This is a genomic window from Streptomyces sp. A0592, assembly GCF_004795115.1.
GTDB classification, from domain to species: domain Bacteria; phylum Actinomycetota; class Actinomycetes; order Streptomycetales; family Streptomycetaceae; genus Streptomyces; species Streptomyces erythrochromogenes.
This window is the reverse complement of sequence record NZ_SSBM01000013.1, coordinates 109,869-134,582: the sequence shown is the minus strand read 5'-3', so window position 1 is coordinate 134,582 and position 24,714 is coordinate 109,869. Positions and strand designations below refer to the sequence as shown.

Genomic DNA, 24,714 nt, shown 5'->3' with positions numbered 1-24,714 from the left:
ACGAGACGGAGTGGCAGCGGATGCACCAAGGAGTGGGTGGCGGGGCCTGGGGGCAGCCGGGGCAGCGTCCTTCGGCGCCCCCGCAGCCGCCGATACCCCCGGCGCAGGGCTGGCCGGGCTCGCCCCCGACCCCGCCCCCGCCGCCGTCCCAGCAGCAGGCCCCGCCCCCGCCGCAGGTGGCTCCCGTACCGGAGGCCACCGGGCACATCCCGCTGCCGCCCGCGGTGGCGGGAACCGGCGGAGCCGTGCTCTCCGTGCTGCTGATCGGGCCGGCCGGCGCCGGGAAGACCACCGTGGCCCGGCACTGGGCCAGCACCCGGCCCGTGCCGACCGCCCACATCAGCCTGGACGACGTCCGCGAATGGGTCTGCTCCGGCTTCGCAGACCCGCAGGCCGGCTGGAACGAGCACTCCGAGGCCCAGTACCGGCTCGCCCGCCGCACCTGCGGCTTCGCGGCCCGCAACTACCTGGCCAACGGCATCTCCTGCATCCTCGACGACGCCGTCTTCCCCGACCGGCCCGTGGTGGGCCTGGGCGGCTGGAAGCGGCACGTGGGCCCGACGCTGCTGCCGGTCGTCCTCCTGCCGGGCCTGGAGATCGTCCTGGAGCGCAACGCCGAGCGCTCAGGCAACCGGCGGCTCTCCGACGAGGAAGTCGCCCGCATCCACGGCCGGATGGCCGGCTGGTACGGCTCCGGGCTGCCGATCATCGACAATTCCCACCTCGACGTCGAAGGCACCGCCCGCGCCCTCGACGAGGCCCTGGCCAGGGCCATGCCGGCGCCCAGCGGCTGGTAGCCGCCCGGTGGGGGAGCGGGTCCACCGCGCCGCGCCCTCCCGGCCCACCGCACCCCGCCCTCCCGTACCCGCGCCCCGCCTCCGCCCTCCCGTACCGCGCCCCGTCCGGACGCGCTCGCCGGGCCGGATCCGCGGGGCGCTCGTACGCTCGAAGACATGTCAGACGTGTACGCCGCCCGTCGGGGCCTGCTTCGCGACCGATGCGCCGCCGCGGGGAACGCCGCCGCGCTGATCACGCGTCCGGCGAACGTCCGCTACCTCTCCGGGGCGTCACCGCTCGGCGCCGTACTCCTCGTCGGACCGACCGAGGACGCCATGTTCTGCGTCGGCGCACCGACCGGCGAGGCCGACGAGGGCCGCCTCGACGAACACCTCCGCGTCACGGTGCTCGCCGCCCGCGGTGGGGATCCCGCCGTCGCCGCGGCCGACGCCGCATCCTCCGTCCGCGCCGACTCGCTCGCCGTGGAGGAGCACCACCTCACCGTCGCCCGGCACCGGGCCCTGCGCTCCGTCGCGCCCAAGCTGCGCCTCGCGGACCTCGGCACGGCCGTGGAGCAGCAGCGCCTCGTCAAGGACGAGGGGGAGATCGCCTGCCTGCGCATCGCCGCCGAGATCGCCGACCAGGCACTGGGCGAGCTGCTGGAGTCCATCCTCGTCGGGCGCACCGAACGCCACCTCGCGCTGGAGCTGGAGCGGCGCCTCGTCGACCACGGGGCGGACGGCCCGGCCTTCCCGACCTCCGTCGGCACCGGCCCGCACTCCGGGCGCTCCCGGCACCGGCCCTCCGACCGCAGGGTGGAGGAAGGGGACTTCCTCTCGGTCTGCCTGGGCGCCAACTACCGTGGCTACCGTTGCGAGATCGGCCGGACCTTCGTCATCGGCACCACCCCCGCCGACTGGCAGATCGAGCTCTACGACTGCGTCTTCACCGCCCAGCGGGCGGGCCGCGAGGCGCTGCTGCCGGGGGCCGCCTACCGGGAGGTCGACCACGCGGCCCGGTCCGTACTGGACTCCGCCGGGCACGCGGAGGCCCTCGCTCCGTGGACGGGACACGGCGTCGGCCTCGAAATCGACGAGGACCCGCAGCTTGCACCTACGGCAATGGGTAAACTGGACGCTTGCGTGCCGGTCACCGTCGAACCGGGGGTTCACCTCCCCGGCCGGGGAGGTGTCCGGATCGATGACACGCTCGTCGTACGCCCCGAGGCGGACGGCGGTCCCGAGCTACTCACCATTACGACCAAGGAGCTGCTCGCGCTCTAGCCCGCACTGGCGGGTTGTGCGCGCACCCGTGGTCTTCCAGTGCAGGAGATTCCGCAACCGTGGCTTCCACGAACGACCTCAAGAACGGCATGGTGCTCAAGCTCGACGGTGACCAGCTCTGGTCCGTCGTCGAGTTCCAGCACGTCAAGCCCGGCAAGGGCCCGGCCTTCGTGCGCACCAAGCTCAAGCACGTGCTCTCCGGCAAGGTCGTCGACAAGACCTTCAACGCCGGCACGAAGGTCGAGACGGCCACCATCGACCGCCGTGACATGCAGTTCTCTTACATGGACGGCGAGTACTTCGTCTTCATGGACATGCAGACCTACGACCAGCTGATGGTCGACAAGAAGGCTGTCGGCGACACCGCCAACTTCCTCATCGAGGGCTTCACCGCCTCCGTGGCCCAGCACGAGGGCGAGGTGCTCTACGTCGAGCTCCCGGCCGCCGTCGAGCTCGTCATCGAGCACACCGACCCGGGCGTCCAGGGCGACCGCTCCACCGGCGGCACCAAGCCGGCCCGCCTGGAGACCGGCCACGAGATCCAGGTCCCGCTCTTCGTCACCACGGGCGAGAAGATCAAGGTCGACACCCGCACCAGCGCCTACCTCGGCCGGGTGAACAGCTAACCGTGGCTGCCCGGAGCAACGCGCGCAAGCGCGCCTTCCAGATCCTCTTCGAGGCCGACCAGCGCGGGGTGTCCGTCCGCGAGGTCCTCGCGGACTGGATCCGCCACGCGCGGTCGGACGACCGGCAGCCGCCGGTCAGCGCCTTCACGATGGATCTTGTCGAGGGTTACGCCGACAAGGTGAACCGCATCGACGACCTGATCGTCACCTACGCCGTGGACTGGGACCTCGACCGCATGCCGGTCGCGGACCGGAACATCCTGCGGCTCGGTGCCTACGAGCTGATCTGGGTGGACGACACCCCGGACGCCGTGGCCATCGACGAGGCCGTCCAGCTGGCCAAGGAGTTCTCGACGGACGAGTCCCCCTCGTTCGTCAACGGGCTGCTGGCCCGTTTCAAGGACCTGAAGCCGAGCCTGCGGCGCAGCGAGAGCTGACGCGCACGCCGCCGCCCGCAGCAGTACCGGCACCGCCTTACGGAAGGGCCCGCAGCGCACCCGCTGCGGGCCCTTCCGTTGTGTCGCGGGGAACGAAAAAACCGGTGGCTGCCGAACCCCCGCAAGGGTCCGGCAGCCACCGGTAACGTTTCTGCTGGTGTGCAGCGTGAGGATCAGACGTCCTCGTGCGCCACCGCGCGGCGGGCGTCCGCGTCCAGCACGCCCCAGCTGATGAGCTGCTCGGTCAGGACCGAGGGCGACTGGTCGTAGATGACGGCCAGGGTGCGCAGGTCGTCCTGGCGGATCGACAGCACCTTGCCGTTGTAGTCCCCGCGCTGGCTCTGGATCGTCGCCGCGTAACGCTGCAGCGGGCCGGCCTTCTCGGCGGGCACGCCCGCCAGACGCTCCAGGTCGAGGCGCAGCTTCGGCGGCGGCTCGGCCGCTCCGCCGGGAGTCGTGCCCGGCAGCAGTTCCTGCACCGGCACCCCGTAGAAGTCCGCCAGTTCGGCAAGGCGCTGGACGGTCACGGCGCGGTCCCCGCGCTCGTAGGACCCGACCACGACGGCCTTCCAACGGCCCTGCGACTTCTCCTCGACACCGTGGAGGGAAAGGCCCTGCTGGGTGCGGATGGCGCGGAGCTTGGCCCCGAGCTGTTTGGCGTATTCGCTGGACATAACGCTCCCGGACGCTGTGACGCTGTGGCTGCATGGACACTGCGACTACATAACTACGTGCGGCTCCGCCGCGCGGCTGGTAACTCACTGTGAGGTTACGCAGCGTTACTTGGGTGCGTCAAGCCGAATGGTCTCCGTCCCCCCGCGAGGGCGGCGCCAACAGCCCCGTGGACGCCCCCGCACCACCCCCGGGTGCCGACCCACCGCCGCCGCCCTGGTACCGTGGGAGACGTACATCAGACGTCCTTTAAGGTCCGTCCCGTGAGGCGGAGAAGGAGGTCCTTTTCATGGACGCCCAGCAGAACTCCGATTCCGCGCGCCCCGTGCTGGAGGCGCAGGACATCGCACGGGTCCTGACCCGTATCGCCCACGAGGTCGTCGAACGCGCCAAGGGTGCCGACGACGTGGTGCTTCTCGGCATCCCCACCCGCGGTGTGTACCTGGCCCGCCGGCTGGCCGCCAAACTCGAAGAGATCACCGGAACGAAGATCCCGGTCGGCTCCCTCGACATCACCATGTACCGCGACGACCTGCGGATGAAGCCCGCCCGCGCGATCGGCCGCACCGAGATCCCCGGCGACGACCTCGACGGCCGCCTCGTCGTCCTCGTCGACGACGTCCTCTTCTCCGGCCGCACCATCCGCGCCGCCCTCGACGCCCTCGGCGACCTCGGCCGCCCCCGCGCCGTGCAGCTCGCCGTCCTCGTCGACCGCGGCCACCGCGAACTGCCGATCCGCGCCGACTACGTCGGCAAGAACCTCCCCACGTCGCTGCGGGAGACCGTCAAGGTCCAGCTCCAGGAGGAGGACGGCCGTGACGCCGTGCTGCTCGGCCAGCGGACCGCCCGGGCAGCAGGGCAGTAGCCCCACCACGACGACGGACCCCCGCGGGGTCCGCGCCGAGTCCTGCCCTGCCCGCTCGCACCCCTGCACGTCAGTCCGCTGCACGTCAGTCCGCCTGCACCCCGCCCTCCCGACCTACGGAGCCATCCAGATGAAGCGCCACCTCATCTCGGCCGCCGATCTCACGCGCGACGACGCCGTCCTGATCCTCGACACCGCCGAGGAGATGGCCCGCGTCGCGGACCGGCCGATCAAGAAGCTTCCCACCCTGCGCGGCCTCACCGTCGTCAACCTCTTCTTCGAGGACTCGACCCGCACCCGGATCTCCTTCGAGGCGGCCGCCAAGCGGCTCTCCGCCGACGTCATCAACTTCTCCGCCAAGGGTTCCTCGGTTTCCAAGGGCGAATCCCTCAAGGACACCGCGCTGACCCTGGAGGCGATGGGCGCCGACGCCGTCGTCATCCGCCACCACGCCTCCGGCGCCCCCTACCGGCTCGCGACCTCCGGCTGGATCGACTCCGCCGTCGTCAACGCCGGCGACGGCACCCACGAGCACCCCACCCAGGCCCTGCTGGACGCCTTCACCATGCGCCGCCGCCTGGTCGGCCGCGACGCGGGCCTCGGCAAGGACCTCGGCGGCCGCCGCATCACCATCGTCGGCGACGTCCTGCACAGCCGCGTGGCCCGCTCCAACGTCCACCTGCTGCACACCCTCGGCGCCGAGGTCACCCTGGTGGCCCCGCCCACCCTGGTCCCGATCGGCGTAGAGACCTGGCCGTGCGAGGTCTCGTACAGCCTCGACGACGTGCTGCCGAAGTCCGATGCGGTGATGATGCTGCGTGTGCAGCGCGAACGCATGAACGCCGCCTTCTTCCCGACCGAGCGCGAGTACTCCCGCCGCTACGGCCTCGACGGCGACCGCATGGCCAAGATGCCCGAGCACGCCATCGTGATGCACCCCGGCCCGATGAACCGCGGCATGGAGATCACCGCCCAGGTCGCCGACTCCGACCGCTGCACGGCCGTCGAGCAGGTCGCCAACGGCGTCTCCACCCGGATGGCCGTCCTGTACCTGCTGCTCGGAGGCTCCGAGCCCGCCGTCACCACCGCCCGTACCGAGGAGAGCAAGTAACCATGAGCAAGATCCTTATCCGTGGCGCGAAGGTACTCGGCGGCGAGGCGCAGGACGTCCTGATCGACGGCGAGACCATCGCCGCCACCGCCCGGCAGGGCGAAATCGATCTCAGCGGCCTGGACCTGTCCGCCGAGGACGTCACCGTCATCGAGGCCGAGGGCCAGGTCCTCCTCCCCGGCCTCGTCGACCTCCACACCCACCTGCGCGAGCCCGGCCGCGAGGACTCCGAGACCGTCCTGACCGGCACCCGCGCCGCCGCCTCCGGCGGTTACACCGCCGTCTTCGCCATGGCGAACACCTTCCCCGTCGCCGACACCGCCGGCGTCGTCGAGCAGGTCTGGCGCCTGGGCAAGGAATCCGGCTACTGCGACGTGCAGCCCATCGGCGCCGTCACCGTCGGCCTGGAGGGCAAGCAGCTCTCCGAGCTCGGCGCCATGCACGAGTCCGCCGCCCGCGTCACCGTCTTCTCCGACGACGGCAAGTGCGTCGACGACGCCGTGATCATGCGCCGCGCCCTGGAGTACGTGAAGGCCTTCGGCGGCGTCGTCGCCCAGCACGCCCAGGAGCCCCGCCTCACCGAGGGCGCCCAGATGAACGAGGGCATCGTCTCCGCCGAACTCGGCCTCGGCGGCTGGCCCGCCGTCGCCGAGGAGTCGATCATCGCCCGCGACGTCCTCCTCGCCGAGCACGTCGGCTCCCGCGTCCACATCTGCCACCTCTCCACCGCCGGCTCCGTCGAGATCGTCCGCTGGGCCAAGTCCCGCGGCATCGACGTGACCGCCGAGGTCACCCCGCACCACCTGCTCCTCACCGACGAGCTCGTCCGCAGCTACAACGCGGTCTACAAGGTCAACCCGCCGCTGCGCACCGAGCGCGACGTCATGGCCCTGCGCGAGGCCCTCGCCGACGGCACGATCGACATCGTCGCCACCGACCACGCCCCGCACCCGCACGAGGACAAGGACTGCGAGTGGGCCGCCGCCGCCATGGGCATGGTCGGCCTGGAGACCGCGCTCTCCGTCGTCCAGCAGACGATGGTGGAGACCGGGCTGCTCGACTGGGCGGGCGTCGCCGAGCGCATGAGCTTCGCCCCGGCCCGCATCGGCAGTCTCGAGAACCACGGCCGTCCCGTCTCGGCAGGTGAACCCGCGAACCTGACCTTGGTCGATACCTCGTACCGTGGTGTCGTGGACCCCGCACACTTCGCCTCCCGCAGCCGCAACACGCCTTACGAGGGCCGTGAGCTGCCGGGACGCGTCACTTACACCTTCCTGCGGGGCCGGGCAACGGTCGTGGACGGGAAACTGGCGTGACACCTGCAGTAATCCAACTGGCCGCCGAGGCCGCCGAACGACAGTCGGCGGAGGTGACCAACGTGGGCGCCCGCATCGCATGGGTGGTCGGCCTGGTCGTCTTCATCGCGTTCGTGTACTGGCTGATGCGGCAGGGCTGGAAATGGCGAGGGGCCCTGCAGAACGATCTGCCCGAGCTCCCCGCCGCCCCCGACGGACTCCCCGAGCACCGGCTGGCACTCACCGGCCGGTACCACGGGTCCACCACCGCCGGGCAGTGGCTCGACCGGATTGTCGCCCACGGCCTGGGCGTCCGCAGCCGGGTCGAGCTCACGCTCACCGACGCGGGCCTCGACGTGGTCCGACCGGGTGCAGGCGACTTCTTCGTACCGGCCGCGCAGCTGCGCGGCGCCCGCCTCGACAAGGGAATCGCGGGCAAGGTACTCACCGAGGGCGGTCTCCTCGTCGTCACATGGGCGCACGGCGACAAGCTGATCGACTCCGGATTCCGCTCCGACCGCGCGGCCGAGCACGCCGCATGGGTCGAAGCGATCAACCTCATGAACTCATCCATCACGACGGAAGGCGCCGAACGATGACGACCTCCACCAGGGGAGCAGCCAAAGCTCCCGCCGTACTCGTCCTGGAGGACGGCCGCATCTTCCGCGGCCGCGCCTACGGCGCAGTGGGGGAGACCTTCGGCGAGGCCGTGTTCTCCACCGGCATGACCGGATACCAGGAGACCCTCACCGACCCGTCGTACCACCGCCAGGTCGTCGTCATGACCGCCCCCCACGTGGGCAACACCGGCGTCAACGACGAGGACCCCGAGTCCTCCCGCATCTGGGTCGCCGGCTACGTCGTACGCGACCCCGCACGCGTCCCCTCCAACTGGCGCTCCCGGCGCACGCTGGACGAGGAGCTCGTCAAGCAGGGCGTCGTCGGCATCTCCGGCATCGACACCCGCGCCCTGACCCGCCACCTGCGCGAGCGCGGCGCCATGCGCGTCGGCATCTTCTCCGGCGAGGCCTGGGTCGGCATCCGCGACGAGGCCCTGCTGGCCAAGGTCCGCTCCCAGCCCGAGATGAAGGGCGCGAACCTCTCCGCCGAGGTCGCCACCAAGGAGAAGTACGTCGTCCCCGCGATCGGTGAGAAGCGCTTCACCGTCGCCGCCGTCGACCTCGGCATCAAGGGCATGACCCCGCACCGCATGGCCGAGCGCGGCATCGAGGTCCACGTGCTGCCCGCCACCGCCACCGTCGAGGACGTCTACGCCGTCAACCCCGACGGCGTGTTCTTCTCCAACGGCCCGGGCGACCCGGCCACCGCCGACGGCCCCGTCGCCGTCATGCAGGGCGTCCTGGAGCGCAAGACCCCGCTCTTCGGCATCTGCTTCGGCAACCAGATCCTCGGCCGCGCCCTGGGCTTCGGCACCTACAAGCTGAAGTACGGCCACCGCGGCATCAACCAGCCGGTCCAGGACCGCACCACCGGCAAGGTCGAGGTCACCGCGCACAACCACGGCTTCGCCGTCGACGCGCCCCTCGACAAGGTCTCCGAGACCCCCTACGGCCGCGCCGAGGTCTCCCACGTCTGTCTGAACGACCAGGTCGTCGAAGGCCTCCAGCTGCTCGACCAGCCGGCCTTCTCCGTCCAGTACCACCCCGAAGCGGCCGCCGGCCCGCACGACGCCGCGTACCTCTTCGACCGCTTCACGTCTTTGATGAGCACCGCCCAGATGGAGGCCGAGCGTGCCTAAGCGCACCGATATCCAGTCCGTCCTGGTCATCGGCTCCGGCCCGATCGTCATCGGACAGGCCGCAGAGTTCGACTACTCCGGCACCCAGGCCTGCCGCGTCCTCAAGGCCGAGGGCCTGCGCGTCATCCTGGTCAACTCCAACCCCGCGACGATCATGACCGACCCGGAGATCGCCGACGCCACGTACGTCGAGCCGATCACCCCCGAGTTCGTCGAGAAGATCATCGCGAAGGAGCGCCCCGACGCGCTGCTCCCGACCCTCGGCGGCCAGACCGCGCTGAACACCGCCATCTCCATGCACGAGCAGGGTGTGCTGGAGAAGTACGGCGTCGAGCTCATCGGCGCCAACGTCGAGGCCATCAACAAGGGCGAGGACCGCGACCTCTTCAAGGGCGTCGTCGAGGCCGTCAAGGCCAAGATCGGCTACGGCGAGTCCGCCCGCTCGGTCATCTGCCACACCATGGACGACGTCATCCAGGGCGTCGACACCCTCGGCGGCTACCCCGTCGTCGTCCGCCCCTCCTTCACCATGGGCGGCGCCGGCTCCGGCTTCGCCCACGACGAGGACGAGCTGCGCCGCATCGCCGGCCAGGGCCTCACGCTCTCCCCGACCACCGAGGTGCTCCTGGAGGAGTCCATCCTCGGCTGGAAGGAGTACGAGCTGGAGCTGATGCGCGACACCAAGGACAACGTGGTCGTCGTCTGCTCCATCGAGAACTTCGACCCGATGGGCGTCCACACCGGCGACTCGATCACCGTCGCCCCGGCCATGACGCTCACCGACCGCGAGTACCAGCGCCTGCGCGACATCGGCATCGCGATCATCCGCGAGGTCGGCGTCGACACCGGCGGCTGCAACATCCAGTTCGCGATCGACCCGGTCGACGGCCGCGTCATCGTCATCGAGATGAACCCGCGCGTCTCGCGCTCCTCGGCGCTCGCGTCGAAGGCCACCGGCTTCCCGATCGCCAAGATCGCCGCCAAGCTGGCCATCGGCTACACCCTCGACGAGGTCCCCAACGACATCACCGAGAAGACCCCGGCCTCCTTCGAGCCGACCCTCGACTACGTCGTCGTCAAGGCCCCGCGCTTCGCCTTCGAGAAGTTCCCGCTCGCCGACGCCACCCTCACCACGACCATGAAGTCGGTCGGCGAGGCCATGGCCATCGGCCGCAACTTCACCGAGGCCCTCCAGAAGGCCCTGCGCTCCCTGGAGAAGAAGGGCTCGCAGTTCACCTTCGTCGGCGAGCCCGGCGACAAGGACGAGCTCCTCGCCACCGCCGTACGCCCCACCGACGGCCGCATCAACACCGTCATGCAGGCCATCCGCGCCGGCGCCACCCAGGAAGAGGTCTTCGAGTCCACGAAGATCGACCCCTGGTTCGTCGACCAGCTCTTCCTGATCAAGGAGATCGCCGACGAGCTCGCCGGCGCCGAGAAGCTCGAACCCGAGCTGCTCGCCGAGGCCAAGCGCCACGGCTTCTCCGACGCCCAGATCGCCGAGATCCGCGGCCTGCGCGAGGACGTCGTCCGCGAGGTCCGCCACGCCCTCGGCGTCCGCCCGGTCTACAAGACGGTCGACACCTGCGCCGCCGAGTTCGCCGCGAAGACCCCGTACTTCTACTCCTCGTACGACGAGGAGTCCGAGGTCGCCCCGCGCACCAAGCCCGCGGTCATCATCCTGGGCTCCGGTCCGAACCGCATCGGCCAGGGCATCGAGTTCGACTACTCCTGCGTCCACGCCTCCTTCGCCCTCAGCGACGCCGGCTACGAGACCGTGATGGTCAACTGCAACCCGGAGACCGTCTCCACCGACTACGACACCTCCGACCGCCTGTACTTCGAGCCGCTGACGCTCGAGGACGTGCTGGAGATCGTCCACGCCGAGTCCCTCGCCGGCCCCATCGCGGGCGTCGTCGTCCAGCTCGGCGGCCAGACCCCCCTGGGCCTCGCCCAGGCCCTCAAGGACAACGGCGTCCCGGTCGTGGGCACCTCGCCCGAGGCCATCCACGCCGCCGAGGACCGCGGCGCCTTCGGCCGGGTCCTCGCCGAGGCCGGCCTGCCCGCCCCCAAGCACGGCACCGCCACCACCTTCGCCGGCGCCAAGGCGATCGCCGACGAGATCGGCTACCCGGTCCTCGTCCGCCCGTCCTACGTGCTCGGCGGCCGCGGCATGGAGATCGTCTACGACGAGGCCCGCCTGGAGTCGTACATCGCGGAGTCCACCGAGATCTCCCCGACCCGCCCCGTGCTGGTCGACCGATTCCTCGACGACGCCATCGAGATCGACGTCGACGCCCTCTACGACGGCAACGAGCTCTACCTCGGCGGCGTCATGGAGCACATCGAGGAAGCCGGCATCCACTCCGGCGACTCGGCCTGCGCCCTGCCCCCGATCACCCTCGGCGGCTACGACATCAAGCGCCTGCGCGCCTCCACCGAAGCCATCGCCAAGGGCGTCGGCGTCCGCGGCCTGATCAACATCCAGTTCGCGATGGCCGGCGACATCCTCTACGTCCTGGAAGCCAACCCGCGCGCCTCCCGGACCGTGCCCTTCACCTCGAAGGCCACCGCCGTCCCGCTCGCGAAGGCCGCCGCCCGCATCTCCCTCGGCGCCACCATCTCCGAGCTGCGCGAAGAGGGCCTGCTCCCGAAGACCGGCGACGGCGGCACCCTGCCGATCGACGCGCCGATCTCCGTCAAGGAGGCCGTCATGCCGTGGTCGCGCTTCCGCGACATCCACGGCCGCGGCGTGGACACCGTCCTCGGCCCGGAGATGCGCTCCACCGGCGAGGTCATGGGCATCGACGCCGTCTTCGGCACCGCCTACGCCAAGTCCCAGGCCGGTGCCTACGGCCCGCTGCCCACCAAGGGCCGTGCGTTCATCTCCGTCGCCAACCGCGACAAGCGCTCGATGATCTTCCCGGCCCGCGAGCTCGTCGCCCACGGCTTCGAGCTGATGGCCACCTCCGGCACCGCCGAGGTCCTGCGCCGCAACGGCATCAACGTCACCGTCGTGCGCAAGCTCAGCGAGGGCGAGGGCCCGAACGGCGAGAAGACCATCGTCCAGCTGATCCACGACGGCCAGGTCGACCTGATCGTCAACACCCCGTACGGCACCGGCGGCCGCCTCGACGGCTACGAGATCCGCACGGCGGCCGTGGCCCGCGGCGTCCCGTGCCTGACGACGGTCCAGGCGCTCGCCGCGGCCGTCCAGGGCATCGACGCGCTCAACCGCGGCGACGTGGGCGTCCGCTCCCTCCAGGAGCACGCGGAGCACCTGACCGCGGCCCGCGACTAAGCACCCGTACAGCCCGGACAGGGAGAGGGGGACACCGGTTTCACGACGGGTGTCCCCCTCTTCACGAGCGCAGAGGGATCCTCTCGACGATGTACAAGATCTTCTTCAACCTGGTCTTCAAGCGGATGGACCCGGAAGCCGCCCACTACACGGCCTTCCGGTGGATCCGCCTCGCGGCCCGCACGCCCGTGCTGCGCACCTTCGTGGCGGCGGCCCTGGCCCCGCGCTACAAGGAGCTGCGCACGGAGGCCCTGGGCCTGCGCATGCACGGCCCCTTCGGGCTCGCGGCCGGCTTCGACAAGAACGCCGTCGCCATCGACGGCATGTCGATGCTCGGCTTCGACCACATCGAGATCGGCACGGTGACCGCCGAGCCGCAGCCCGGCAACCCCAAGACGCGGCTCTTCCGGCTCGTGCCGGACCGCGCCCTGATCAACCGCATGGGCTTCAACAACGAGGGCTCGGCGGCCGTCGCGGCCCGCCTGGCGGCCCGCGAGGCGGTCTTCAGGACGACCGTCGGCGTCAACATCGGCAAGACGAAGGTCGTGCCGGAGGAGGAGGCCGTGGGGGACTACGTCACCTCCACCGAGCGCCTCGCCGGCCACGCCGACTACCTCGTCGTCAACGTCTCCTCCCCGAACACCCCCGGCCTGCGCAACCTCCAGGCCACCGAGTCGCTGCGGCCCCTGCTGACGGCCGTGCGCGAGGCCGCGGACCGCACCGTGACAGACCGCCGGGTCCCCCTGCTGGTCAAGATCGCCCCCGACCTCGCGGACGAGGACGTCGACGCGGTCGCCGACCTGGCCCTGGAGCTCGGCCTCGACGGCATCATCGCCACGAACACCACCATCGCGCGCGAGGGCCTCGGCCTGAAGTCCTCCCCGGCCCTGGTCAAGGAGACCGGCGGGCTCTCCGGCGCACCCGTCAAGGAGCGCTCCCTGGAGGTCCTGCGGCGCCTGTACGCCCGCGTGGGCGACCGCCTGGTGCTGGTGGGGGTCGGCGGCATCGAGAACGCCGAGGACGCGTGGCAGCGGATCCTGGCCGGCGCCACGCTGGTCCAGGGCTACAGCGCCTTCATCTACGAGGGCCCCTTCTACGCCCGCGCCATCCACAAGGGCCTGGCCGCGCGCCTGGCCGCCAGCCCGTACGCGACGCTCGCCGACGCGGTGGGCGCCGAGACCCGAAAGGCCGCACAGTGACCCTGACCCCGTTCGGCACCCGTCTGCGCGCCGCGATGGACTCCCGCGGCCCGCTGTGCGTGGGCATCGACCCGCACGCCGCCCTGCTGGCGCAGTGGGGCCTCCAGGACGACATCGCGGGCCTGGAGCGGTTCTCCCGCACGGTCGTCGAGGCGCTCGCGGAGTCGGTGGCGGTCTTCAAGCCGCAGGCCGCCTTCTTCGAGCGGTTCGGCTCCAAGGGCGTCGCCGTCCTGGAGCAGACCGTCGCGGACGCCCGGGCGGCCGGGACCCTGGTCGTCATGGACGCCAAGCGGGGCGACATCGGCTCGACGATGGCCGCGTACGCCTCGGCCTTCCTGGACCCGGCTTCACCGCTGTTCTCCGACGCGCTGACGGTGTCCCCGTACCTGGGCTACGGCTCCCTCGCGCCCGCTGTCGACCTGGCGCGCGCGTCGGGCGCGGGCCTGTTCGTCCTGGCCCTGACGTCGAACCCGGAGGGCGCCGAGGTCCAGCGGGCGGTCCGCGAGGACGGCCGGACCATCGGGGCCACGATGCTGGCGCACCTGGCCGCGGAGAACGCGGACGCCTCCCCGATGGGATCCTTCGGCGCGGTGGTCGGCGCCACCCTGGGCGATCTGTCCTCCTTCGACCTGGACATCAACGGGCCGCTGCTGGCCCCCGGCATCGGCGCGCAGGGCGCGACCGCGGCGGACCTGCCAGCGGTCTTCGGCAAGGCGGTGCGCAACGTGGTCCCGAACGTCTCGCGGGGCGTCCTGCGGCACGGACCGGACGTCACGGCGCTGCGTGACGCCGCCCGCCGCTTCGCCGACGAGATCCGCGAGGCCGTTTCCGTGTAAGGAGCGCCGGAAGGGGCCCCGTGAGACTGCCGGGGGACCCCTCTCGGACTCCTGTCGGACCCCTGAGGGACCTCCGGGGGACCTCTGAAGGACCCCGCTCCGCATCCGCGCGGAGCGGGGTCTCGCACTTTCTGACGAAATTCGAACGCTCTTCACCGGACAAAACAGGGGTATTTTGTCCGTGATGTACGGTTCAGCGGAGGCTGACCAGGACTTTTCGTTCGTTCTCGCTGACTGGAGCGGTGTTGGCCGCTAGTCTCCGAGCAGAGTGAACGTGCAGCGAACGAGTTCCATCGCTGTTCGGGAGCTCGCCTGGTGTGGTGCCCTTGGGTTCCCCACCGGTCCGTATCCGACAGTTCGACATCCGAGGTGACGTAGGCGTGGCTCTTCCGCCCCTTACCCCTGAACAGCGCGCAGCCGCGCTCGAAAAGGCCGCCGCGGCTCGCCGGGAGCGGGCCGAGGTGAAGAATCGACTCAAGCACTCCGGCGCCTCGCTCCAAGAGGTCATCAAGACGGGCCAGGAGAACGACGTCATCGGCAAGATGAAGGTCTCCGCCCTGCTGGAGTCCCTGCCTGGCGTGGGCAAGGTGCGCGCCAAGCAGATCATGGAGCGTCTCGGCATCTCCGAGTCCCGGCGTGTCCGAGGTCTCGGTTCCAACCAGATCGCCTCTCTGGAGCGTGAGTTCGGCAGCACCGGCGCCTGAAGCGTCGACTGAAGTTCTCCCGGCGTTCTCAGGCAGTCCTGAGAACCTGGATAATCGCTCTATGGCAGCAGAGGTTCGTCCGCGGCTGACCGTGCTCTCCGGCCCCTCAGGGGTCGGCAAGAGCACGGTCGTCGCGCATATGCGCAAGGTTCACCCCGAGGTATGGCTCTCGGTGTCGGCCACCACCCGCAAGCCGCGGCCCGGTGAGCGACACGGAGTCCAGTACTTCTTCGTCAACGACGACGAGTTCGACAAGCTGATCGCCAACGGCGAGCTGCTGGAGTGGGCCGAGTTCGCGGGCAACCGCTACGGCACACCGCGCGGCGCGGTGCTGGAGCGCCTGGAAAACGGCGAGCCCGTACTGCTGGAGATCGACCTCCAGGGCGCACGGCTCGTCCGCGAGTCCATGCCCGAGGCCCAGCTGGTCTTCCTGGCCCCGCCGAGCTGGGACGAGCTGGTCCGCCGGCTCACCGGCCGGGGTACCGAATCGGCCGAGGTGATCGAGCGCCGACTCGGCGCCGCCAAGATCGAACTCGCTGCCGAGTCGGAGTTCGACGTCACCCTGGTCAACACCTCCGTCGAGGACGTGGCCCGTGAGCTGCTAGCCTTGATGGAAGTTGTCTGAATCGTCGGTAGATCTTCACTGCATCGCCCGACCGCAGACGGCCCAATCTTTCACCCATCTTCGGAAGGTAGAGCGTGTCCTCTTCCATCACTGCGCCCGAGGGCATCATCAACCCGCCGATCGACGAGCTGCTCGAGGCCACGGACTCGAAGTACAGCCTCGTGATCTACGCGGCCAAGCGCGCGCGTCAGATCAACGCGTACTACTCGCAGCTCGGTGAGGGCCTGCTCGAGTACGTCGGCCCGCTGGTGGACACCCACGTCCACGAGAAGCCGCTTTCGATCGCGCTGCGCGAGATCAACGCGGGTCTGCTGACCTCCGAGGCCATCGAGGCCCCGGCCCAGTAAGGCACCGAGAAATCTCTTCACCACAGGCCCGGCAGAACATCTGCCGGGCCTGTGGTGTGTCATGGGTGGGTACGACGATCAGAGCCGAACGCGGCGGACGAGTCGAGAGTGTCAAAAGGGGTGTGCGCGGATGGGTAAGCCGAAGGTCGTGCTGGGCGTCAGCGGCGGGATCGCCGCCTACAAGGCGTGCGAGCTGCTGCGCCGGCTGACCGAGTCCGGGCACGACGTGCGGGTGGTGCCCACCGCGGCCTCCCTGAACTTCGTCGGCGAGGCGACCTGGGCCGCCCTCTCCGGGAACCCGGCCTCCACCGAGGTGTGGGAGACCGTCCACGAGGTGCCGCACGTGCGCATCGGCCAGAACGCGGATCTCGTCGTCGTCGCCCCGGCCACCGCCGACCTGCTGGCCAAGGCCGCCCACGGGCTGGCCGACGACCTGCTGACGAACACGCTGCTCACCGCCCGCTGCCCGGTGGTCTTCGCCCCCGCCATGCACACCGAGATGTGGGAGCACCCCGCCACCCGGGAGAACGTGGCCACGCTGCGCCGGCGCGGCGCCCTCGTCATCGAGCCCGCCGTGGGCCGGCTCACCGGCAAGGACACCGGCAAGGGGCGGCTGCCCGACCCCGAGGAGATCTTCGAGGTGTGCCGGCAGGTCCTGCGCCGCGGCGTCGCCGCGCCGGACCTCGCCGGCCGCCACGTCGTCATCAGCGCGGGCGGCACCCGCGAACCGCTGGACCCGGTGCGCTTCCTCGGGAACCGCTCCTCCGGCAAGCAGGGCTACGCGCTCGCCCGTACGGCCGTCGCCCGCGGGGCGCGGGTCACCCTGATCGCGGCCAACACCGCGCTGGCCGATCCCGCCGGGGTGGACGTCGTACGCGTGGGGACGGCCGTACAGCTGCGGGAAGCCGTGCTCAAGGCGGCGCCGGACGCCGACGTCGTGGTCATGGCGGCGGCCGTGGCCGACTTCCGGCCCGCCGAGTACGCCGGTGGGAAGATCAAGAAGAAGGACGGGGAGGACCCCGCTCCGGTCGCGCTCGTACGCAACCCGGACGTCCTCGCGGAGATCTCCGCCGACCGGGCCCGCGAGGGCCAGGTGATCGTGGGCTTCGCCGCGGAGACCGACGACGTCCTCGACAACGGCCGGGCCAAGCTCCGCCGCAAGGGGTGTGATCTTCTCGTCGTGAATGAGGTCGGAGAGACCCGCACCTTTGGATCCGAGGAGAACGAGGCGATCATCCTCTCCTCGGACGGGTCGGAAATCCCTGTGCCCTACGGTCCGAAGGAAGCCCTCGCCGAAGCGATCTGGGACCAGGTTACGCAGCGGTATACGTCGCGACGCGCCTGAGCCGATTCCCCTTCACTCGGTCACTTCCGTACGTAAGAATGGGAGTGCCGCAGGTCACACGGCTCCCATAAGGCGAGACGGATGGTCCGCGCAACGGTGGCGACCGATAAACTGCACCTGGAACGTGATCGGGCGCAGCCCCCGATGTGGTTCCGCCAAATGATCAGCCAGCAGCCGCTGCAACCCCAGGGAGCGTTGTGTCCCGTCGTCTGTTCACCTCGGAGTCTGTGACCGAGGGCCACCCCGACAAGATCGCTGACCAGATCAGCGACACGATCCTCGATGCACTTCTCACCGAGGACCCGACCTCTCGCGTCGCCGTGGAGACCCTCATCACCACGGGTCTCGTGCACATCGCGGGTGAGGTGACGACGAAGGCCTACGCGCCGATCGCGCAGCTCGTCCGGGACAAGATCCTCGAGATCGGCTACGACTCCTCGAAGAAGGGCTTCGACGGCGCCTCCTGCGGCGTGTCGGTGTCCATCGGCGCCCAGTCCCCGGACATCGCGCAGGGCGTCGACACCGCCTACGAGAAGCGCGTCGAGGGTGACGAGGACGAGCTCGACAAGCAGGGCGCCGGCGACCAGGGCCTGATGTTCGGCTACGCCTGCGACGAGACCCCCGAGCTCATGCCGCTGCCGATCCACATCGCGCACCGGCTCTCGCGCCGCCTGTCCGAGGTACGCAAGAACGGGACCATCCCGTACCTGCGCCCCGACGGCAAGACCCAGGTCACCATCGAGTACGACGGCGACAAGGCCGTCCGCCTCGACACGGTCGTGGTCTCCTCGCAGCACGCCTCCGACATCGACCTCGACTCGCTGCTCGCGCCCGACATCCGCGAGTTCGTCGTCGAGCACGTCCTGGCCCAGCTCGTCGAGGACGGCATCAAGCTCGACACCGAGGGCTACCGCCTGCTCGTGAACCCGACCGGCCGCTTCGAGATCGGCGGCCCGATGGGCGACGCCGGCCTGACCGGCCGCAAGATCATCATCGACACCTACGGCGGCATGGCCCGCCACGGTGGCGGCGCCTTCTCCGGCAAGGACCCGTCCAAGGTCGACCGCTCCGCCGCCTACGCCATGCGCTGGGTCGCCAAGAACGTGGTCGCCGCCGGCCTCGCCTCGCGCTGCGAGGTCCAGGTCGCGTACGCCATCGGCAAGGCCGAGCCCGTCGGCCTCTTCGTCGAGACCTTCGGCACCGCCAAGGTCGAGACGCAGAAGATCGAGGACGCGATCGGCGAGGTCTTCGACCTGCGCCCGGCCGCGATCATCCGCGACCTCGACCTGCTGCGCCCGATCTACGCCCAGACCGCCGCCTACGGCCACTTCGGCCGCGAGCTGCCGGACTTCACCTGGGAGCGCACCGACCGCGTGGACGCCCTGCGCGCCGCCGCCGGTCTGTAAGGATCACCCGCGACAAGGCCCCGGACCGCACGGTCCGGGGCCTTGTCCGTATCCCCGCCTGTCAGCGGGGTTTGGTAAGAATGCTGATGTGAGCAGCGCGAATGATTCCCCGCCGGAGCAGCTCGCGCTGATCCGGGAGATGGTCGCCGAGGCGAAGGCCAAGGCGCCCAAGGCGAAGCCGCGTACCTGGCGGGGGGCCGCCCTCGCCGACGAGCTGCCCGTCGCCCGGGTCCTCGTGAACAAGGGCGTGCTCCACCTCGACCGGACCTTCGACTACGCCGTGCCCGCCGAGCTCTCCGAGGCAGCCCAGCCCGGCGTCCGCGTCCGCGTCCGCTTCGGCGCCGGCTCCCACCACGTACGCGGGGGCCGCCGTGAGGGCGGCGGCCTCATCGACGGCTTCATCGTCGAGCGCCGCGCCGAGTCCGACTACAACGGAGCCCTCGCCGCCCTCGCCCAGGTGGTCTCGCCCGAGGTGGTCCTCGGCCCGGGCATGCTCGCCCTCGCCCGCGCCGTCGCCGACCGGTACGCCGGCAGCCTCGCCGACGTGCTCCAGCTCGCCCTGCCCCCGCGCAACGCCCGCGCCGAGGCCAAGCCCTCCCCGGAGCCGCTTCCGCCACCTGCCGCGCCCGAGCCCGGCGGCTGGGAGCGCTACGCAGCGGGCCCCGGCTTCCTGCAAGCCCTCGCCGGCGGGGGCGCCCCGCGCGCCGTGTGGACCGCCCTGCCCGGCCCCGGCTGGGCCGACGAACTCGCCCGGGCCGTCGCCGCCACCCTCGCCTCCGGCCGCGGCGCCCTCGCCGTGCTCCCCGACGGCCGGACCGCCGGCCGGGTCGACGCTGCCCTGACCGCCCTGCTCGGCGAAGGACGGCACGCCCTGCTGACCGCCGAGTCCGGCCCCGAGAAGCGCTACCGCCAGTGGCTTGCCGTCCACCGGGGCTCGGTCCGCGCCGTCATCGGCACCCGGGCCGCGATGTTCGCCCCCGTCCGCGACCTCGGCCTGGTCGCGATCTGGGACGACGGCGACACCAGCCACAGCGAGGACCGCGCCCCCTTCCCGCACGTCCGCGAAGTGCTCGAACTGCGCGCCGTCAGCGACGGCTGCGCGTTCCTCGCCGGCAGCACCAGCTGCACCGTGGAGGCCGCCCAGCTCGTCGAGTCGGGCTGGGCCCGCCCGCTCGTTGCGGCCCGCGAGACGGTACGCGCCACCGCGCCCCGGATCCGCACCGTCGGCGACGAACTCCTGGCCCGGGACGAGGCGGCCCGCGCCGCCCGGCTCCCCAGCCTCGCGTGGGAGACCGTACGGGAAGGACTGAAGTCCGGTCCCGTCCTCGTCCAGGTGCCGCGCCGCGGCTACGCACCCCGGCTGGCGTGCGAGCGGTGCCGGACCCCCGCCCGCTGCACCGTCTGCGCCGGACCCCTGGAAGCCCCCGACGAGCGGGACCTGACCTGCGGCTGGTGCGGCCGCGGCGAGCCGTCCTGGCACTGCGGGGAGTGCGGGTCCTTCCGCCTGCGCGCCCGGGTCGTGGGCGCCCGGCGCACCGCCGAGGAACTGGGCCGGGTCTTCCCGGCCGTGCCCGTGCGCACCTCAGGACGCGACCACATCCTGGACGAGGTGCCCGACCGGCCTGCCCTGGTCGTCAGCACCCCCGGCGCCGAACCGGTGGCGGCGGGCGCCGGGTACGCCGCGGCGCTGCTCCTCGACGGCTGGGCCATGCTGACCCGTCCCGACCTGCGGGCCGGCGAGGACGCCCTGCGGCGCTGGATCGCCGCGTCCTCCCTCGTCCGCGCGGACGGTCAGGTCGTGGTCGTCGCCGAGCCGACGCTGCGGCCCGTACAGGCCCTCGTCCGGTGGGACCCGGTGGGCCACGCCGTACGGGAGCTCGCGGAGCGGGCCCAGCTCGGCTTCCCGCCCGTCTCCCGGATGGCCGCGGTCGCCGGGCGGGGCGAAGCACTGGAGGCCTTCCTGGCCGGGGCCGGGCTGCCGGCCGACGCCGAGATCCTCGGCCCGGTGCCGCTTCCCGGACGGCGCGGGGCGCCCTCTCCCGGGGAGCGGGCCCTGGTCCGGGTCCCGCCCGGCAGCGGAGCCGCCCTGGCGGCGGCGCTGAAGTCCGCGCAGGCGGCGCGCCTGGCCCGCGGTGTCCCGGCGGCGGACGCGGTACGGGTCCGGATCGACCCGGCGGACATCGGCTGACACCGGCGCGGCGCGTCGCCCTGACGCCGCACCGGGCGCCGTACCGAACGCCGAAGCCCCGGCGGGGACCCGTACGGGCGTCCCGACCGGGGCGGATCCATGCGCGGCGCCCGAGGCGGCCGGCCGTCGGGGGTCGGCGTCCCGGCGGCGGGACAGCGTCAGCCGTTGCGCGGACCGGGGAAGGCGGGGGAGCGCGGCGCGTCCCCCAGGCTCCGCCCGGGAGGACCGCCGGCGGCGGCCTGCGCCTCCTCGCGCACCGGCTGCGGCGGCACCGAACGGGCGGCTGGGACGGTGGGCAGGGGACCCATGGTCCGCGTGGTCGTCCCCTCGGCCAGCGGCTCCGCGGCCTCCGTGGACTGTGCGCGCCGGGCACCGTAGCGGCGGTGCACCGCCTGCTTGGTGACACCGAGCGCCGAACCGACCGCGTCCCACGAGAAACCGAGCGAACGGTCGAAGTCCACCGCGGCGGTGACCAGCGTCTCCACGCTGTCCCGCAGCTCCTGGGCGAGGCGGACGGTGGGCGCGGGCGCCCTGCCGTAGACGACGAAACCCGTGGAGGGACCCGAGCGGCGGGGACGGTACACGTTGCCGAGCTGGGCGGTGAGCGTACGCAGGGCATCCACCTGCCGGCGAACCCGCTCGATGTCCCGCACCAGGAGGTGCAGGCTGGCCCGGGCTTGGGCGTCGTGGGTGGCGTGGTCGGCCATGAAGAAGCCTCTCGAACCGGTGCTGAAGGGCGGATCGGGCCGCAGACATCGTTCACACGCGGCCCGTTTCGGTCAATCTCTCTTGACCAACGCGCCACCCGTCATGCAGGTCACGCTGTGGGGGCGTGTCGGCATATGCGAGTGGCGCGCGCGTGTACGCACGCCCCCTGCACGGGAACCTGCCGCACCACAGGTGGGCCGCCCGGCGGACGCCCCATAGACTGGTGCGCTGCTGACAGCCGACATAGCGAGGTAGGACCCCCAGTGAAGCTCGTCTTCGCAGGCACCCCCGAGGTCGCCGTACCCGCCCTGGACGCCCTGATCGCCTCCGGGCGACACGAGGTCGCGGCCGTCGTCACCCGGCCCGACGCACCGGCCGGGCGCGGCCGCCGGCTCGTCGCCAGCCCGGTCGCCGAACGCGCCGAAGAGGCCGGCATCGAGGTCCTCAAGCCCACCCGGCCGCGTGACCCCGAGTTCCAGGCCCGGCTGCGTGAGATCGACCCCGACTGCTGCCCGGTGGTCGCCTACGGGGCCATCCTCCCCAAGAGCGCCCTCGACATCCCGCGCAACGGCTGGGTCAACCTGCACTTCTCCCTGCTGCCGTCCTGGCGCGGAGCCGCCCCCGTCCAGCACTCGATCATGGCCGGCGACCAGCTCACCGGCGCCTCCACCTTCCAGATCGAGGAAGGCCTCGACTCGGGCCCGGTCTACGGCGTCCTCACCGAGGAGATCCGGCCGACCGACAACAGCGGCGACCTGCTCACCCGGCTCGCCTTCGCCGGCGCCGGACTCCTCGCCGCCACCATGGACGGCATCGAGGACGGCACCCTGCGCGCCGTCGCCCAGCCCCTCGACGGGATCTCCCTCGCACCCAAGATCACGGTGGACGACGCGCGGATCGACTGGACGGCCCCCGCGATGCGCGCCGACCGCGTCGTACGCGGCTGCACGCCGGCCCCGGGCGCCTGGACCGTCTTCCGCGGGGAGCGGCTCAAGCTGATCTCCCTGGGCATGGTGGCCGACCGTACGGACCTGGAGCCGGGCGCGCTCTCCGCCACCAAGAACAACGTCCACGTCGGCACCGGCTCGCACGCCGTCGAGCTGCTCTGGGTCCAGCCGCAGGGCAAGAAGCCGATGCGTGCCGCCGACTGGGCGCGCGGCGTGCGGATCGCCCCCGGCGAGCGGCTCGGCGGGGCCGACGTAGGCTGATCAGTGCGGCCGTGCCGCAGGTCCGGTCCGCGCCCACGCGCGGCCCGTACCGCCCGGCCGCGCCGCCCGCCCCACCGGCGGCCGCACCACCCGTAACACTCGTAGTACTCGTAGCACTCGTACCTCCGGAGCACCTTTCACGTGAGCGAACAGCCCCGCCAGCCCCGTCGCAAGCCCGCTCCCGCAGGAGCGGGCGGCAAGCAGGCCAAGCCGTATCGTCGGCCCCAGAAGGACCCCGTCCGGCTGCTGGCCTTCGAGGTGCTGCGGGCGGTGGACGAACGCGACGCCTACGCCAACCTCGTCCTGCCGCCGCTGCTCAGGAAGGCCCGCCAGGACGAGAAGTTCGAGGCGCGCGACGCCGCGCTGGCCACCGAGCTCGTCTACGGGACGCTGCGCCGCCAGGGCACGTACGACGCGGTCATCAAGGCCTGCATCGACCGCCCGCTGCGCGAGGTCGACCCGCCGGTCCTGGACGTCCTCTCCCTCGGCGCGCACCAGCTGCTGGGCACCCGGATCCCCACCCACGCCGCCGTCTCGGCGAGCGTGGAGCTGGCCCGGGTGGTCCTCGGGGACGGGCGCGCCAAGTTCGTCAACGCCGTGCTGCGCAAGATCGCCGCGCACGACATGGACGGCTGGCTGGAGCGGGTCGCGCCTCCGTACGAGGACGACGCTGAGGAGCACCTCGCCGTCTACCACTCGCACCCCAGGTGGGTCGTCAGCGCCCTGTGGGACGCGCTGGGCGGCGGGCGCGCCGGGATCGAGGACCTGCTGGAGGCCGACAACGAGCGGCCCGAGGTGACGCTGGTCGCCCGGCCCGGCCGGTCCACGACCCAGGAGCTGCTGGAGGCGGTCGGCGAGGAGTCGGCGCTGCCCGGGCGCTGGTCGCCCTACGCGGTCCGGATGGCCGAGGGCGGTGAGCCTGGCGCGCTGGAGGCGGTGCGCGAGGGCCGCGCCGGCGTGCAGGACGAGGGAAGCCAGCTCGTGGCGATGGCCCTGGCGGCCGTGCCCGTCGAGGGCCGCGACGAGCGCTGGCTCGACGGCTGCGCCGGCCCGGGCGGCAAGGCGGCGCTGCTCGCGGCCCTCGCTGCCGAGCGGGGGGCGTTCCTGCTGGCTTCGGAGAAGCAGCCGCACCGGGCCCGACTGGTGGAGCGGGCCCTCGCGGGCAACCCGGGCCCCTACCAGGTCATCACGGCGGACGGCACCCGTCCGGCGTGGCTGCCGGGCTCCTTCGACCGCGTCCTGATGGACGTGCCGTGCTCCGGCCTGGGCGCGCTGCGCCGCCGCCCGGAGGCCCGCTGGCGCCGCCGCCCGGAGGACCTGGAGGGCTTCGCGCCGCTCCAGCGCGGGCTGCTGCGGCAGGCGCTGTCGGCGGTGCGGGTCGGCGGGGTCGTCGGCTACGCGACGTGCTCGCCGCACCTGGCGGAGACCCGCGTCGTGGTGGACGACGTCCTCAAGGGCCGCGGCTCCGGCAACGCGCCGGTGTCCGCCGAACTCATCGACGCCCGGCCGTTCATGGCGGGCGTCCCCGGCCTCGGCGACGGCCCGGACGTCCAGCTGTGGCCGCACCTGCACGGGACGGACGCGATGTACCTGGCCCTGCTGCGCCGCACGGCGTAGCCGAAGCCCCGGCCCCCGACCCTCGACACCCCCCGCGACGATGTCTGTCGCGGGGGGTGTCGCGTATCCGCGGGCTGTCCTGGCCTGCCGTGTCCTGCTGTGGCCCTGCCGTGGCCCTGCCGTGGCCCTGTCAGTGGGCGACGGCAGCCCGATGCCATGGCTCCCTCCTCGCCCTCCGCCGGCGCACAGGCCCTTGTACGGGCGGACGAGCCGGCCACCACCTGCTACCTGCCCGCGTTCCGGGCCTTCCTGCGCCGGCCGGCCGCCGACTCCGCCACGGAGTGGGAGGAGTGCGGCACGTGGGCGTCGGGCGGTCCGGCCGTGCTCATGGATTCGGCCGCAGCGGGGGCCGAACTGAACGTCGAGTACCCCGACGCCGGGATGCCCGCCCAGGCTCCGGCTCCC

The 24,714-nt window shown here is 71.8% G+C and carries 21 protein-coding genes and 2 pseudogenes; 21 read left to right on the top strand and 2 right to left on the bottom strand.

Translation table 11 applies throughout. The annotated features are described in order from the left end of the window. The first annotated feature begins 20 nt into the window (after positions 1 to 20). From E6U81_RS20485 to nusB, 4 genes are all read left to right on the top strand, one after another. Complete coding sequence (locus E6U81_RS20485) at positions 21 to 797, top strand: AAA family ATPase (RefSeq protein WP_136231555.1); 777 nt, start codon at positions 21 to 23, stop codon at positions 795 to 797. Positions 798 to 953: 156 nt separating this feature from the next. Then, positions 954 to 2,060: an aminopeptidase P family protein gene (locus tag E6U81_RS20480; protein ID WP_031150188.1), complete on the top strand. Its 1,107-nt coding sequence runs from the start codon at positions 954 to 956 to the stop codon at positions 2,058 to 2,060. 59 nt (positions 2,061 to 2,119) lie between these two features. Continuing rightward, positions 2,120 to 2,686 (top strand): elongation factor P, encoded by a 567-nt coding sequence (efp, locus tag E6U81_RS20475; RefSeq protein WP_136231554.1) that lies wholly within the window; start codon positions 2,120 to 2,122, stop codon positions 2,684 to 2,686. Between the two features lie 2 nt (positions 2,687 to 2,688). Beyond that, a complete protein-coding gene (gene nusB, locus E6U81_RS20470) occupies positions 2,689 to 3,123 on the top strand; it encodes a transcription antitermination factor NusB (protein WP_136231553.1) in 435 nt (144 codons plus the stop codon). A gap of 173 nt (positions 3,124 to 3,296) precedes the next feature. Here nusB and bldD read toward each other — a convergent pair whose 3' ends face one another. Then, entirely contained in the window at positions 3,297 to 3,797 is a 501-nt protein-coding gene (bldD, locus tag E6U81_RS20465) for a transcriptional regulator BldD (RefSeq protein WP_030026184.1), read from the bottom strand. A gap of 287 nt (positions 3,798 to 4,084) precedes the next feature. Here bldD and pyrR point away from each other — a divergent pair, with 287 nt between their 5' ends. The 14 genes and pseudogenes from pyrR to E6U81_RS20395 all read left to right on the top strand — a co-directional run bounded on the left by pyrR (position 4,085) and on the right by E6U81_RS20395 (position 20,776). Next, the gene (pyrR, locus tag E6U81_RS20460; RefSeq protein WP_136231552.1) at positions 4,085 to 4,660 is read left to right on the top strand and encodes a bifunctional pyr operon transcriptional regulator/uracil phosphoribosyltransferase PyrR; all 576 of its coding nucleotides are present in this window, start codon (positions 4,085 to 4,087) and stop codon (positions 4,658 to 4,660) included. A gap of 130 nt (positions 4,661 to 4,790) precedes the next feature. Beyond that, entirely contained in the window at positions 4,791 to 5,771 is a 981-nt protein-coding gene (locus E6U81_RS20455) for an aspartate carbamoyltransferase catalytic subunit (protein WP_136231551.1), read from the top strand. Positions 5,772 to 5,773: 2 nt separating this feature from the next. Beyond that, positions 5,774 to 7,087 (top strand): dihydroorotase, encoded by a 1,314-nt coding sequence (locus E6U81_RS20450; RefSeq protein ID WP_136231550.1) that lies wholly within the window; start codon positions 5,774 to 5,776, stop codon positions 7,085 to 7,087. Next, the gene (locus E6U81_RS20445) at positions 7,084 to 7,665 is read left to right on the top strand and encodes a hypothetical protein (RefSeq protein WP_136231549.1); all 582 of its coding nucleotides are present in this window, start codon (positions 7,084 to 7,086) and stop codon (positions 7,663 to 7,665) included. The genes E6U81_RS20450 and E6U81_RS20445 overlap by 4 nt, the downstream gene beginning before the upstream one ends. After that, the gene (carA, locus tag E6U81_RS20440; protein ID WP_136231548.1) at positions 7,662 to 8,825 is read left to right on the top strand and encodes a glutamine-hydrolyzing carbamoyl-phosphate synthase small subunit; all 1,164 of its coding nucleotides are present in this window, start codon (positions 7,662 to 7,664) and stop codon (positions 8,823 to 8,825) included. Before E6U81_RS20445 ends, carA begins: the two co-directional genes overlap by 4 nt. Then, positions 8,818 to 12,126, top strand: coding sequence for a carbamoyl-phosphate synthase large subunit (carB, locus tag E6U81_RS20435; protein ID WP_136231547.1), 3,309 nt, complete (start codon positions 8,818 to 8,820; stop codon positions 12,124 to 12,126). Before carA ends, carB begins: the two co-directional genes overlap by 8 nt. Positions 12,127 to 12,215: 89 nt before the next feature. Beyond that, positions 12,216 to 13,325 (top strand): quinone-dependent dihydroorotate dehydrogenase, encoded by a 1,110-nt coding sequence (locus tag E6U81_RS20430; protein WP_136231546.1) that lies wholly within the window; start codon positions 12,216 to 12,218, stop codon positions 13,323 to 13,325. Then, positions 13,322 to 14,161, top strand: coding sequence for an orotidine-5'-phosphate decarboxylase (gene pyrF, locus E6U81_RS20425; RefSeq protein ID WP_136231545.1), 840 nt, complete (start codon positions 13,322 to 13,324; stop codon positions 14,159 to 14,161). The genes E6U81_RS20430 and pyrF overlap by 4 nt, the downstream gene beginning before the upstream one ends. Positions 14,162 to 14,541: 380 nt before the next feature. Beyond that, complete coding sequence (locus E6U81_RS20420) at positions 14,542 to 14,865, top strand: integration host factor (RefSeq protein WP_030008746.1); 324 nt, start codon at positions 14,542 to 14,544, stop codon at positions 14,863 to 14,865. A gap of 61 nt (positions 14,866 to 14,926) precedes the next feature. Beyond that, positions 14,927 to 15,490 carry a guanylate kinase gene (gene gmk / locus E6U81_RS20415; protein ID WP_136231544.1) on the top strand — a complete coding sequence of 188 codons (564 nt, stop codon included), beginning with the start codon at positions 14,927 to 14,929 and terminating at the stop codon, positions 15,488 to 15,490. Between the two features lie 74 nt (positions 15,491 to 15,564). Continuing rightward, positions 15,565 to 15,837 (top strand): DNA-directed RNA polymerase subunit omega, encoded by a 273-nt coding sequence (gene rpoZ, locus E6U81_RS20410; RefSeq protein WP_004948662.1) that lies wholly within the window; start codon positions 15,565 to 15,567, stop codon positions 15,835 to 15,837. Positions 15,838 to 15,914: 77 nt separating this feature from the next. Further along, positions 15,915 to 17,182, top strand: a pseudogene (gene coaBC / locus E6U81_RS20405) (bifunctional phosphopantothenoylcysteine decarboxylase/phosphopantothenate--cysteine ligase CoaBC). 197 nt (positions 17,183 to 17,379) lie between these two features. Continuing rightward, complete coding sequence (gene metK / locus E6U81_RS20400; protein ID WP_030656249.1) at positions 17,380 to 18,588, top strand: methionine adenosyltransferase; 1,209 nt, start codon at positions 17,380 to 17,382, stop codon at positions 18,586 to 18,588. An 88-nt stretch (positions 18,589 to 18,676) separates the two neighbouring features. After that, entirely contained in the window at positions 18,677 to 20,776 is a 2,100-nt protein-coding gene (locus E6U81_RS20395) for a primosomal protein N' (RefSeq protein ID WP_136231542.1), read from the top strand. Between the two features lie 158 nt (positions 20,777 to 20,934). Here E6U81_RS20395 and E6U81_RS20390 read toward each other — a convergent pair whose 3' ends face one another. Next, positions 20,935 to 21,483, bottom strand: coding sequence for a hypothetical protein (locus E6U81_RS20390; RefSeq protein WP_136231541.1), 549 nt, complete (start codon positions 21,481 to 21,483; stop codon positions 20,935 to 20,937). A 264-nt stretch (positions 21,484 to 21,747) separates the two neighbouring features. Between E6U81_RS20390 and fmt the strand changes: the two genes are divergently transcribed. The 3 genes and pseudogenes from fmt to E6U81_RS41115 all read left to right on the top strand — a co-directional run. Then, the gene (gene fmt, locus E6U81_RS20385) at positions 21,748 to 22,692 is read left to right on the top strand and encodes a methionyl-tRNA formyltransferase (RefSeq protein WP_136231540.1); all 945 of its coding nucleotides are present in this window, start codon (positions 21,748 to 21,750) and stop codon (positions 22,690 to 22,692) included. 141 nt (positions 22,693 to 22,833) lie between these two features. Then, on the top strand, positions 22,834 to 24,309 hold the full coding sequence (locus tag E6U81_RS20380; RefSeq protein ID WP_136231539.1) for a transcription antitermination factor NusB: 1,476 nt from the start codon (positions 22,834 to 22,836) through the stop codon (positions 24,307 to 24,309). 156 nt (positions 24,310 to 24,465) lie between these two features. Next, positions 24,466 to 24,708: pseudogene (locus tag E6U81_RS41115) on the top strand (Imm21 family immunity protein); the annotation flags it as partial. Between the last annotated feature and the right edge of the window lie 6 nt (positions 24,709 to 24,714).